9 protein-coding genes are annotated in these 12,345 nt (G+C 51.6%); 5 read left to right on the forward strand and 4 right to left on the reverse strand.

Annotation, left to right across the window (positions count from 1 at the left end):
• Nucleotides 1–410: 410 nt before the first annotated feature.
• Together J8X26_RS01845 and leuO are read right to left on the reverse strand one after the other, a co-directional pair.
• Entirely contained in the window at nt 411–2,207 is a 1,797-nt protein-coding gene (locus J8X26_RS01845; protein WP_208950013.1) for a long-chain fatty acid--CoA ligase, read from the reverse strand.
• A 290-nt stretch (nt 2,208–2,497) separates the two neighbouring features.
• Entirely contained in the window at nt 2,498–3,445 is a 948-nt protein-coding gene (gene leuO / locus J8X26_RS01850; RefSeq protein WP_152325142.1) for a transcriptional regulator LeuO, read from the reverse strand.
• 748 nt (nt 3,446–4,193) lie between these two features.
• Here leuO and leuA point away from each other — a divergent pair.
• Genes leuA through leuD form a run of 4 tightly spaced genes read left to right on the forward strand, consistent with a single transcriptional unit; the run spans nt 4,194 to nt 8,892 of the window.
• Nucleotides 4,194–5,783: a 2-isopropylmalate synthase gene (leuA, locus tag J8X26_RS01860; RefSeq protein ID WP_152325143.1), complete on the forward strand. Its 1,590-nt coding sequence runs from the start codon at nt 4,194–4,196 to the stop codon at nt 5,781–5,783.
• 2 nt (nt 5,784–5,785) lie between these two features.
• The gene (gene leuB, locus J8X26_RS01865; RefSeq protein WP_152325144.1) at nt 5,786–6,877 is read left to right on the forward strand and encodes a 3-isopropylmalate dehydrogenase; all 1,092 of its coding nucleotides are present in this window, start codon (nt 5,786–5,788) and stop codon (nt 6,875–6,877) included.
• Nucleotide 6,878: 1 nt separating this feature from the next.
• Nucleotides 6,879–8,279 (forward strand): 3-isopropylmalate dehydratase large subunit, encoded by a 1,401-nt coding sequence (leuC, locus tag J8X26_RS01870; RefSeq protein WP_101075152.1) that lies wholly within the window; start codon nt 6,879–6,881, stop codon nt 8,277–8,279.
• Nucleotides 8,280–8,289: 10 nt separating this feature from the next.
• Nucleotides 8,290–8,892 carry a 3-isopropylmalate dehydratase small subunit gene (leuD, locus tag J8X26_RS01875; protein WP_152325146.1) on the forward strand — a complete coding sequence of 201 codons (603 nt, stop codon included), beginning with the start codon at nt 8,290–8,292 and terminating at the stop codon, nt 8,890–8,892.
• Nucleotides 8,893–8,952: 60 nt separating this feature from the next.
• Here leuD and J8X26_RS01880 read toward each other — a convergent pair whose 3' ends face one another.
• The gene (locus J8X26_RS01880) at nt 8,953–10,116 is read right to left on the reverse strand and encodes an MFS transporter (RefSeq protein WP_208950014.1); all 1,164 of its coding nucleotides are present in this window, start codon (nt 10,114–10,116) and stop codon (nt 8,953–8,955) included.
• Nucleotides 10,117–10,376: 260 nt separating this feature from the next.
• Nucleotides 10,377–10,562: a glucose uptake inhibitor SgrT gene (sgrT, locus tag J8X26_RS01885; protein WP_152325148.1), complete on the reverse strand. Its 186-nt coding sequence runs from the start codon at nt 10,560–10,562 to the stop codon at nt 10,377–10,379.
• Between the two features lie 101 nt (nt 10,563–10,663).
• Here sgrT and sgrR point away from each other — a divergent pair, with 101 nt between their 5' ends.
• On the forward strand, nt 10,664–12,325 hold the full coding sequence (sgrR, locus tag J8X26_RS01890) for an HTH-type transcriptional regulator SgrR (protein WP_152325149.1): 1,662 nt from the start codon (nt 10,664–10,666) through the stop codon (nt 12,323–12,325).
• The last annotated feature ends 20 nt before the right edge of the window (nt 12,326–12,345 follow it).

Here is a 12,345-nt window from a genome sequence, read left to right on the forward strand (position 1 = left end):
TCCAGGCTTTTTGCTTCTTTTATAGGATGACTTTTCTTTCAGCTAGCTGTTCTATCAGGCAACGATTTAATGATAATTCGCTGAATTTTAGGACTTTCTTTCGGGCTTAAAAAACCCTGCTGTTCTTATTGGCGTTCACGAATCTAACTCAGTACCTTAGCGTCAGAACCTGAGTCAGGCAAACGCCAAAAATTGTCCGGAACTGTTGTTTTTTTGCCTCACGCTGACTTCACTCGCCCGTTCGGGACAAAACACTGCCTGCGTGCGGGAACCAGTCAGAAATATCAGGAAGGTCGGAAAAATTACAGTATTAAATTATGTCCGGGGCTGACATAGAAATCAGGAGGAAACCGGCAAACGGGCGTCGGCCGGTCTTTTTAGCAGAAAAGCGGTAAACGGCAGGTTCGCAGTTACTCGCGATAAAGCTGATCAATTTCCTGCTGATAGCGGCTGAAAATGATCTTCCGTCGCAGTTTGAGCGTCGGCGTCAGCTCACCGGCTTCCATCGTGAAAGGTTTGGTCAGTAGCACAAACTTTTTCACCTGCTCAAAACCGGCCAGATCGTGCTGGATTTCACGCAACTGATGCGCAAAGAGCGACAGGATCTGTTCGTTTTTCACCAGCCCGTCGCGGTTGAAATAATCAATGTGATGCGCCTGTGCATACATGTTCAGCACATCAAAATCCGGCACGATCAGCGCGGAAACAAAATGCCGTTCATCGGCAATTACCGCCGCCTGTTCAATGTAACGATCCTGCACCAGCGTGCCTTCGATCCGTTGCGGCGCGATGTATTTTCCGCCCGACGTTTTCATCAGATCTTTGAGACGTTCAGTAATGAATACGTTGCCCTGCTCGTCCATTTTCCCCGCATCGCCGGTTTTGAACCAGCCATCAGCGGTAAAACTGGCGGCAGTTTCAGCTGGCTTATTAAAATAACCCCGCAGCAACATCGGGCCGCGCACCTGGATTTCATTTTCATCCCCAATGCGCACTTCGATCTCAGGCAACGCCGTTCCTACAGATCCAAAACGAAAATCTTTTTCTTCCCAGCAGGTCACCGTGGCGCAGGTTTCCGTCAGGCCATAACCGTATTTAATGTGCAGCCCGAGAGATTCGAAAAACATAATGACATTGTCATCAAGGCTCGCACCGGCAGCAGGCAGAAAACGCAAATTCCCGCCGAGTAATCCACGCAGCTTTTTCAGCACCAGCTTGTCCGCCAGAAAATGAGCCGGAGAAAGCCAGAACGAATAACGTTCGCCGCGACGTTCCGTCAGATACTTTTCTTTGCCCTGCGCCACCGCCCAGTGGAAAAGTCGTTTTTTCAGCGAGCCCGAACGCGCAACTTTATCGTGGATCGCGCTGAAGACTTTTTCATAGAAGCGCGGAACGGCGCACATGACCGTTGGTTTAACTGCCTGCAACGCATCGCGAACCAGATCGGTTTCCCGCAGGAAAACATTCTGCGCGCCGGAGTGGAGCACAAAAAAACTCCAGGCCCGTTCAAAGACGTGCGCCAGCGGCAGAAAACACAGCGAAACATCGCTGTCCGAAATGCTCAGGCGTTCTTCATGTTGCCGGAGTTGCGTCGCCATGCTGGTGTAATCGAGCATGACGCCTTTCGCCTCGCCGGTAGTGCCCGAGGTGTAAATCAGCGTGAATAAATCATCCAGATTGCTGGCATTCACGCGGACTTCACGTTCGGCAGAAATCAGCCGGTCTTGCGGAACAAGCTGGGAAACGTGACGGGCCATCGCGATACCGCGCAGGTCAACGCTGCTGTCCAGCACAAAAATATGTTTCAGCTGTGGACACAAATCGCGCAAGGCAACCGCCGCGTCATACTGTTTCTGGCCCACAACAAACAGAATGCGGATATCGGCATCATTGAGCACATAAGCCGACTGGGAAGGCGTATTCGTTGCATAAATGGGCACGGTTACGGCACGTAACTGGAGGATCGCCAGATCGGCGATGGCCCACGCCATGGAGTTATTTCCGCAAATCGCGATGCGTTCCTGAACACTCACCTGTTCCTGCAATAACACGTCGGACAGGGCATCCACTTTTTCGCCAAGCTCGCGCCAGGTCAGGGAGGTTTCTGCCGCAGAGGTCCATTCACGGAAAGCAATCTGCTCAGCACGGGCACTGATTTGCTGGCGAAAACGGGTAATCAGATGATAGTTATTTAAGGTTGGATTCATTGAGTGTTTGTACCGGCATCCAGCGTAATCAGGAAAGGAGGAGGATCTGACTGCATAACGTCATTACAAAAATTTAACGCAGTCTACCGGCAAACCGTGCACGATGAAATTAAATTGTGGGTGCGCAACGCGCTTTTGGAAAGGGAAACGGATGTTTTTTATTGCAAAAAAAACCTGCCTGTTTTTAACGAGGTTAAAAAAACAGGCAGGATAAAAAACTCCAAAGAACTTCATAACCAGCCACTTTTACTTCAGCCTAAGCCTCAGTAAAAGTGTGATTCGTTGGCTTACTACAAGGACAAAACGCATTGGCTTAATAAAGATTTCATCCACATATTCCCTTTATCTTTGCTGGAAGATTCATGCCAGGAAAGGTAGCAGGTCAGATGATTCTTCATCCACGGCAGAGGGATCACGGATAAATTGAGCATTCCGGCATTTGATTGTGCCAGCCAGCGCGGAACCAGGGCGACCATATCAGTCTTAGACACAATTTCCATTACGCTGAAAAGATCGGTTCCCTGATAAGTAATTAGAGATTGCAACTCAGGATCGTCGTAATAAGCCGAACTGAAGGAATAGAAACGATCCAGAACCATCACGGCGTGTTTTTCTTTCAGATATTTTTCATCTGACATATGCGGGCTAATACGCGGATGATTTTTCGCGGCGACCAGAACGAGTTCGTCATTAAATAATGCCTGATTACAAAAATCGGCACGCTCAAATTTACGATAACTGATCATAAACTCAATATTCTGGTAACGCAGCTGATGCTCGATATTATCATTGACGATGGTCTGCAATTTGATGCTGACGCCGGTTGATAATGTATCAATGGCATTTAAAACCTGAGACGTCAGGCGTTTATCCAGCGGGCTGCAAATCGCCACATTAAACTGGCGCATACTGATATTGGGGTCAAAACCGGCACCGGGCAACTCATTCATGACCAGTTGCAAAGCCTGGCGGACAGGTCCGAAAAGTTGGCGGGCGCGCATGGTGGGCTGAATGCCACGGCCATAACGCACAAATAAATCATCATTGAACATCACTTTCAGCCGGGCTACTGCATTACTGACTGCGGGCTGGGACATTCCCAGCATATTGGCAGCACGGGTAATATTCTGTAATTGCATTACAGCATCGAATACCGTGAGTAAATTCAAATCCACATTACGAAGATGTGTTTCGGCTTCCGGCTGCTTAGTTTTAATTTCTGTAGTGATATCTGACATGAAGTTCTCCATCAAAATGACTCCAATAAAAGGAGTCATGACGTTAATAACTTGCTTTATAAAAACAGGACTTGGAGGAATATCAGACCTGCAGAAACAATGACCGGTAAATCCGTGAAATTTCATCATGTTAATTAGGAAAAGATATAGAAACGTCTTTCCTAATAATCATAAAGGGAAATATGAATCTCACTTCCCCCTTAAAAACTGATGATATAAGACAATAAAATAGTTGGGTAAACAACATGCGAAAAATGAATAATAAGTTAAGCAAAACTACATCATTCCTAATCTCCTGTATTAGAAAGGTAATTTACCTCGCTGTTTAAAACTGGTGTCTCTTTTTGGCCTTTTTATATACGCAGAGCGAGGGAAAAAACCGCAAAAAGCTTTGCGCCGGACAGGCTCCGGCAACCAGTTTTTTATGCTAAATGAGACAAAATATCATTTGCAAGGTTTTTCGCGATTTCCACACAGTGAAGGTTGACATACAAAGGACATTCCCGTATCACTTTAGGCACTGTTTGGACGATATCCGTTCTTACCACCCGATTATGAGAAGCTGAAAACATGTTCATGATTACCCGTCTCCTAGGCCTACTACTCAACGCAGAAAATTTGCGCGGTAAGCCAGTGGGCGAAAATCACAACTGATTTTAACTTCCACAGACAATAAACCCGCGCCGATGCGCGGGTTTTTTTTTATCTCCCCGCAGGGCGCGAAAATAAAACAGACAAGGAATAACCCATGAGCGAGCAAGTCATTATTTTCGATACCACACTGCGTGATGGTGAACAGGCGTTACAGGCCAGCCTGAGTGTGAAAGAGAAGATTCAAATTGCAATGGCGCTGGAAAGAATGGGCGTGGATGTCATGGAAGTCGGCTTCCCGGTCTCTTCTCCTGGCGATTTCGAGTCTGTACAAACCATCGCGCGCCAGATTAAAAACAGCCGTGTTTGCGGTCTGGCCCGTTGCGTAGACGGTGACATTGATGCCGCAGCCGAAGCGTTGCGTGTGGCCGAAGCGTTCCGTATCCACGTCTTTTTGGCAACCTCTACCCTGCATATTGAATCCAAACTGAAGCGTTCATTTGATCAGGTATTGGATATGGCGATTCACTCCGTGAAACGCGCCCGTAACTACACCGATGACGTTGAATTCTCATGCGAAGATGCAGGCCGTACGCCGCTGGACAATCTGTGCCGCGTCGTAGAAGCTGCGATTAAAGCCGGTGCGACCACCATTAACATTCCTGATACGGTCGGTTACACCACGCCGGTTCAGTTCGGCGGCATCATTACTAACCTGTACGAACGCGTGCCTAACATCGATAAAGCGATTATCTCCGTTCACTGCCATGATGATCTGGGCATGGCGGTCGGTAACTCCATCGCCGCCATTCAGGCCGGTGCGCGTCAGGTTGAAGGTACGCTGAACGGTATCGGCGAACGCGCCGGGAATACCGCGCTGGAAGAAGTGATCATGGCAATCCGCACACGCAGCGACTACATGAACGTTCATACCAACATCAATCACAAAGAAATCTACCGCACCAGCCAGATTGTCAGCCAGATTACCAATATGCCTATCCCTGGCAACAAAGCGATTGTCGGGTCTAATGCGTTCGCACATTCCTCCGGTATTCATCAGGACGGTGTGCTGAAAAACCGCGAAAACTACGAAATCATGACGCCGGAATCTATCGGTCTGAACCAGATTCAGCTGAACCTGACTTCCCGCTCCGGCCGCGCGGCCGTGAAGCATCGTATGGAAGAAATGGGCTATAAAGAATCCGATTACAACATGGATCATCTGTATACCGCATTCCTGAAGCTGGCCGACAAAAAAGGTCAGGTTTTCGACTACGATTTAGAAGCACTGGTCTTCATTAATAAGCAGCAGGAAGAGCCGGAATTCTATCGTCTGGATAACTTCAGCGTGCAGTCAGGTTCCAAAATTACCGCAACGGCTTCTGTGAATCTGGCCTGTGGCGAAGAAATCATGACCGAAGCCGCCACCGGCAACGGCCCGGTCGATGCTGTCTATCAGGCCATCAACCGCATCACCGGCTATCAGATTGAGCTGGTCAAATACCAGCTGAGTGCAAAAGGTCAGGGTCGCGACGCACTGGGCCAGGTCGACGTTGTCGTTTCGTTTAATGGCCGCCGCTTCCACGGCGTGGGTCTGGCGACAGACATCGTCGAATCCTCCGCACAAGCGATGGTGCACGTACTGAACAACATCTGGCGCAGCAAACAAGTTGAGATCGAAAAACAACGTTTGCAGCAGCAAAGTCAGCAACACAACAACATTCAAAATAATCAGGAAACGGTGTGAACATGAGCAAGACCCATCATATTGCCGTCTTACCCGGAGACGGAATTGGCCCGGAAGTTATGGCCCAGGCCTATAAAGTTCTGGACGCAGTGCGTCAGCGCTTTGGCCTGAAAATTACCACCAGCGAATATGACGTCGGTGGCGCAGCCATCGATAAACACGGCAGCCCGTTGCCGGAAGCCACCGTTGCGGGTTGCGAACAAGCTGATGCCATTCTGTTTGGCTCCGTCGGCGGCCCGAAATGGGAACATTTGCCACCAAACGATCAGCCTGAGCGTGGCGCATTATTGCCACTGCGTAAGCACTTCAAATTGTTCAGCAACCTGCGCCCTGCCCGTCTGTATCAGGGACTGGAAGAGTTTTGCCCGCTGCGTGCCGACATTGCCGCAAAAGGCTTCGACATTCTGTGTGTCCGCGAACTGACCGGCGGTATTTACTTCGGACAGCCGAAAGGCCGCGAAGGTCAGGGTCAGCACGAAAAAGCGTTTGATACCGAAGTCTATTACCGCTTCGAAATTGAACGTATTGCACGTATCGCGTTTGAATCTGCGCGCAAACGCCGCAGCAAAGTGACCTCCATTGATAAAGCCAACGTGTTGCAGACCTCTATTATGTGGCGCGAAGTGGTCAACGAAATCGCGAAGGATTATCCGGACGTCAGCCTGAGCCACATGTATATCGACAACGCGACCATGCAGCTGATTAAAGATCCGTCCCAGTTTGACGTGCTGCTGTGTTCCAACCTGTTCGGCGACATCCTGTCCGACGAATGCGCGATGATCACCGGTTCTATGGGTATGTTGCCTTCTGCCAGCATGAACGAGCAGGCGTTTGGTCTGTTTGAACCGGCAGGCGGTTCTGCACCGGATATCGCCGGTAAAAACATCGCTAACCCGATTGCACAAATCCTGTCCGCAGCGCTGTTACTGCGTTACAGCCTGGGCGCGGATGACGCGGCAAATGCAGTCGAACAGGCCGTCAATAAAGCACTGGAAGCAGGCCACCGTACCGGTGATCTGGCGAACGGCCAGCAGGCGTTGGGCACCAGTGAAATGGGCGACATTATTGCCCGCTTTGTGAAAGAAGGGGCGTAACATGGCCAAGACTTTGTACCAAAAATTGTTTGATGCTCACGTCGTTTACGAAGCGCAAAACGAAACGCCATTGTTATACATCGACCGCCATCTGGTTCACGAAGTGACCTCTCCGCAGGCATTCGACGGCTTGCGCGCGATGGGGCGTCCTGTGCGTCAGCCGGGCAAAACCTTTGCGACGATGGATCACAACGTATCCACCCAAACCAAAGACATCAATGCGAGTGGCGAAATGGCGCGCATTCAGATGCAGGAATTAATCAAAAACTGTGCGGAATTTGGCGTGCAGTTGTATGACCTGAATCACCCGTTCCAGGGCATCGTTCACGTCATCGGCCCTGAGCAGGGTATGACGTTGCCGGGCATGACCATCGTGTGCGGCGACTCCCATACCGCTACGCACGGTGCATTTGGTTCACTGGCCTTCGGTATCGGGACGTCTGAAGTTGAACACGTTCTGGCGACGCAAACCCTGAAACAAGGTCGCGCGAAAACCATGAAGATTGAAGTCACCGGCGAAGCGCCTGCGGGCATCACGGCGAAAGACATCGTACTGGCAATTATCGGTAAAACCGGCAGTGCGGGTGGTACCGGCCACGTGGTGGAATTCTGCGGTAAAGCCATTGAAGCGCTGAGCATGGAAGGTCGTATGACCCTGTGCAATATGGCGATTGAAATGGGTGCGAAAGCCGGTCTGGTTGCGCCGGATGAAACCACGTTTGCTTATCTGAAAGGCCGCCAGTTTGCGCCGAAAGAGCAGAACTGGGACGCCGCTGTAGAATACTGGAAAACCCTGAAAACCGAAGACGGCGCGAAGTTTGACACCATCGTGACGCTGGACGCCTCTGAAATCGCGCCACAGGTTACCTGGGGCACCAACCCGGGTCAGGTGATGGCCGTTAATCAGGTGATCCCAAATCCTGCTTCCTTTGCCGATCCGGTAGAACGCGCTTCCGCTGAGAAAGCGCTGGCGTACATGGATTTGCAGCCGGGTATTAAACTGACCGACGTCGCAATCGACAAAGTCTTCATCGGTTCCTGCACCAACTCCCGTATCGAAGATTTACGTGCTGCGGCAGCGATTGCCAAAGGCCGTAAAGTCGCGACGGGTGTGCAGGCGATTGTGGTTCCGGGTTCCGGTCCGGTAAAAGCGCAGGCGGAAGAAGAAGGTCTGGATAAGATCTTCATCGAAGCCGGTTTTGAATGGCGTCTGCCGGGATGCTCCATGTGTCTGGCGATGAACAACGACCGCCTGGAACCGGGCGAACGTTGCGCGTCTACCAGCAACCGTAACTTCGAAGGCCGTCAGGGCCGTGGCGGACGCACGCATCTGGTCAGCCCGGCAATGGCTGCCGCAGCAGCGGTCACCGGCCACTTCGCTGATATCCGTGAACTGAACTGAGGAAAACACCATGGCTAAATTTACCCAACACATCGGTCTGGTGGTTCCGCTGGATGCAGCTAACGTCGATACTGATGCGATTATCCCGAAACAGTTTTTGCAGAAAGTGACCCGCACCGGTTTCGGCCAGCATCTGTTCAATGACTGGCGTTTTCTGGATGACGCCGGTCAGGTGCCTAACCCGGATTTCGTGTTGAACAAACCGCGCTACAAAGGCGCGAGCATTTTGCTGGCGCGCGAAAACTTTGGTTGCGGCTCATCCCGTGAGCATGCGCCATGGGCACTGACTGATTACGGTTTCCATGCGGTGATCGCCCCGAGTTTTGCTGATATCTTCTACGGCAACTCGTTCAACAACCAGTTGCTGCCCATCACGCTGAGCGAAACGGAAGTCGACGAGCTTTTCCAACTGGTGAAAGACAACGAAGGCATTCAGTTCGAAGTGGATCTGGAAGCGCAAACCGTGAAAGCCGGTAACAAAAGCTATCCGTTTGTCATCGACAGCTTCCGCCGTCACTGCATGATTAACGGTCTGGACAGCATCGGCCTGACCTTGCAGCACGAAGAGAACATCTCCGGCTACGAGAAAAATCAGCCTGCATTTATGCACTGATTACCGTACGTCAGACATAAAAAAACCCGCGAACTTCGCGGGTTTCTTCTTTTAGTGCGGTCAGACGTCTTTGACTTTAAACATCAGGCCAAGCGCCAGAACCGCCAGAACTGTCGCAGCCCAATACACCGGATAATGGCCAAAGTTCTCCACGATCACGCCCTGCAGCAAACCTGCGCAAATCACGCCGGTCGAGATGCTATTGGTGAATAACGTGGTCGCCGAACCGGCGCGTCCCGGCATCAGATCCTGAAAATACAGCATGCCAATACCGGCCACGATGCCAATGAAAATCGCGTTAAACAGTTGCAGGATCATCAGTGCGGCTTTGAACGGGAATGCCACCAGACCGGCATAGAAAATAACCCCGCTTGCCACCGCGTACAACATCAGTTTTCGCTTACCAAAATGCTTAACCAGATAGCCTGCTACCAGCATAGCCGGAATTTCCAGCCCTGCCGCCGTTCCCATCAATAAGCCCGCCAGCCCTTCCGGCAAACCTAACTCACTGGTGATATACAGCGGCATATCAATGATGTACATGATATTGCACGTCCACATCAACAATGACGCGAAAAACAGCAGACGTACATCTTTGTTCCGCCACGCGCTGACCGGCACGACTTTTTCATCCACCGGTTGTTCGAGGCGTGGCACGGACGGCAGGAAAAACGCAATCATCAGTATGCTGCCGACAAACACCGTGGCCGCACTCAGATACATCGGCGTGAAACCGTAATTCAGCGCCAGCATGAACGACAACGGCGGGCCCAGTACCCACGCCAGTGAGAGCATCGCACGCATCATAGAGCTGAACATGACGACTTCGCTGGATGAACGGTCGGCGTGTTCACGCGCCAGCGCAAACAGCTGCGGCATCGCCGCATTCCCGATGGCCGCCAGCAAAACACCAACGGTGATCAGCACCAGATAATCACGGCTGAAAGCAAATACCAGGCTGTTGCCGATGGCCATCAGGCAGCAAAACATCAGCAATTTGCGGCGGTCGCCTTTGTTATCCGAGCGGTTAGCCAGCAGAAAGCTGATCGCAATCCCGGCAATCGCGTTGACGGTATAAAAGAAACCGACCCACATTGGCCGGACTTTCACTTCATTGGTCAGAAACAGGCTAAGCGTCGGCGCCTGCAACGCGCCCGCGACACCACACAGCAAGGACACCACCAGAAAGGTGACATAAATTGCATTAATACGAGGTTTAGACATAACGCCATCCCTGAGAAATGAAAGTCTTACAACGAAACATACAGTGTATACCCAAAACAATTCGAGTTGCAGGAAGGCGGCAATCTCGCGAATCCCGATGAGCTGACATGAGTCAGTGATTCGGGTGAGCAAGAGCGGCCAACGCATATGCAACTCGAAGGGTGAAGGGGATAATCAATAGAAAAAAACCAGTGAGTTACCCCACTGGCTGGTGACATTACACCATTACTCAGAAAATCGAATCCGGCCGCGCCTGCGAGTTATAAATGACGGCGGTATTGCTCATCGTCCTGCGAGGCGATGTCCCACTGCGTCAGGCGGGAGAGAATGTCTAAACGGTATTCCACCGGAACCCATGACAGCCAGTCAGCATGATTTCTGCCCGCATTTCTGCTGACGGCAGCGAAGTAACGCTGATAGAAACGGGCGGTTAGCGTGTTTTTCATGATGACCTCCTGACCTTGATGACTGGCTTTCGTTGGAGATCAGTATCGGGGTAATATGAGGAAAGATAAATTGATGAGATTTCCTCCGGAGTTCCTCTTTTATGACCTCGTCCCGTTTGCAACAGCAGTTCATCAGATTGTGGCAAAGCTGCCACGGCGAAGAAACCGAAACCACTTTGCTGGCGTTATCGGAAATCCTGAACTGCTCGCGGCGACATATGCGGTCCCTGCTCAGCACCATGCAGGAACAGGGCTGGCTCAACTGGGATGCAGAGGCCGGGCGCGGTAAGCGGTCAAAGCTGACCTTTTTGTACACCGGTCTGGCGCTTCAGCAGCAACGCGCCGAAGAACTGCTTGAACAGGATCGGATTGATCAGCTGGTACAACTGGTTGGCGATAAAAACATGGTGCGCCAGATGCTGTTATCCCAGCTGGGACGCAGCTTCCGTCAGGGCAAACATATTCTTCGCGTACTGTACTATCGCCCGCTGTTTAATCTGCTGCCCGGCACCATGTTGCGCCGCTCAGAAACACACATCGCGCGACAGATTTTCAGCGGGCTGACGCGCATAAATGAGGAAAACGGGGAAGTAGAAGGCGATCTGGCCCATCACTGGCAGGAAATCTCTGCGCTGCACTGGCGGTTCTATCTGCGTCCGGCTATTCATTTTCATCATGGTCGTGAGCTGGAAATGGCCGATATTATTACCACCTTCGCTCGTCTCAAATCACACCGCTTATTCGGCAATATCGTCTCGGTGATCTCATTAACGCCAAACGTCATCGACATTCATCTGAACGCGCCCGACCACTGGCTGCCGTGGCTGTTCGGGAATATCCACGCGACAATCCTGCCACAGGAGTGGGAGTCGTTGCCCGATTTTGCCCGCCATCCGGTGGGAACCGGCCCGTATGCCGTGGTACGAAATCAGAAAACGCAGCTGCGGATCCGCGCGTTTGACGAATATTTTGGATTCCGGGCGCTGATCGATGAGGTCAATATCTGGGTTCTACCTGAACTCAGTGAGGAACTGGTGCATTCCGGCGTCCAGCTTCAGGCCGATGAATCCGGCAAAAGCGAGCTTGAAAGCCGCCTTGAGGAAGGTTGTTATTTCCTGCTTTTCGACCAGCGTTCGCCGGTCGGCCAAAACGCACAAACGCGCCAGTGGCTGTGCGATTTGTTCAATCCGATTGCGCTGCTCAACGCTGCTGAACCGGTTTATCAGCGTTACTGGTCGCCGGCGTACGGCCTGTTGCCGCGCTGGCATCATAAAGCGCTGCTTCCCCGCCCGCCCAAACCTGACGGTCTGACGCAGGTCACGCTGACGTTTTATAACGAGCACTCAGAACATCACGCTATCTGCAACGCACTGCGTCCGCTGCTGGCGGCAGAAGGCATTGAGCTGGTGATCCAGATTGTCGATTATGCGGTGTGGTACCGCGGCGGCGTGAAAACCGATCTATGGCTGGGTAGCGCCAACTTCACGTTGCCGCTGGAGTTTTCGCTGTTTGCCTCATTCTACGAACTGCCGCTGCTGGCGTATTGTTTCCCGCAAACGATGAATGAAGACGCCGCGTTATGGCACGCCGGAAAGCTTTCAATTGCCGACTGGAGCCAGAAGCAGATCGCCAGCCATCACATTCATCCGCTGTTTCATCACTGGCTGGTTTTACAAGGCCAGCGCAGTATGCGCGGCGTGCGGATGAACACCCTCGGCTGGTTCGACTTCAAATCTGCCTGGTTCGCGCCACCCGACAGCTAATCGGACTATCGCATTGCGCC

The sequence above is a fragment of the Rahnella sp. ChDrAdgB13 genome (assembly GCF_017655185.1).
Taxonomy (GTDB): Bacteria; Pseudomonadota; Gammaproteobacteria; order Enterobacterales; family Enterobacteriaceae; genus Rahnella; species Rahnella contaminans.

What these genes read in the sequence shown, in the direction of transcription:
- sgrR (WP_152325149.1), top strand. Translation starts at nt 10,664, where the DNA reads ATGACCTCGTCCCGTTTGCAACAGCAGTTCATCAGATTGTGGCAAAGC.
- leuC (WP_101075152.1), top strand. Translation starts at nt 6,879, where the DNA reads ATGGCCAAGACTTTGTACCAAAAATTGTTTGATGCTCACGTCGTTTAC.
- leuO (WP_152325142.1), bottom strand. Translation starts at nt 3,445, where the DNA reads ATGTCAGATATCACTACAGAAATTAAAACTAAGCAGCCGGAAGCCGAA.
- sgrT (WP_152325148.1), bottom strand. Translation starts at nt 10,562, where the DNA reads ATGAAAAACACGCTAACCGCCCGTTTCTATCAGCGTTACTTCGCTGCC.
- leuB (WP_152325144.1), top strand. Translation starts at nt 5,786, where the DNA reads ATGAGCAAGACCCATCATATTGCCGTCTTACCCGGAGACGGAATTGGC.
- leuD (WP_152325146.1), top strand. Translation starts at nt 8,290, where the DNA reads ATGGCTAAATTTACCCAACACATCGGTCTGGTGGTTCCGCTGGATGCA.
- J8X26_RS01880 (WP_208950014.1), bottom strand. Translation starts at nt 10,116, where the DNA reads ATGTCTAAACCTCGTATTAATGCAATTTATGTCACCTTTCTGGTGGTG.
- J8X26_RS01845 (WP_208950013.1), bottom strand. Translation starts at nt 2,207, where the DNA reads ATGAATCCAACCTTAAATAACTATCATCTGATTACCCGTTTTCGCCAG.
- leuA (WP_152325143.1), top strand. Translation starts at nt 4,194, where the DNA reads ATGAGCGAGCAAGTCATTATTTTCGATACCACACTGCGTGATGGTGAA.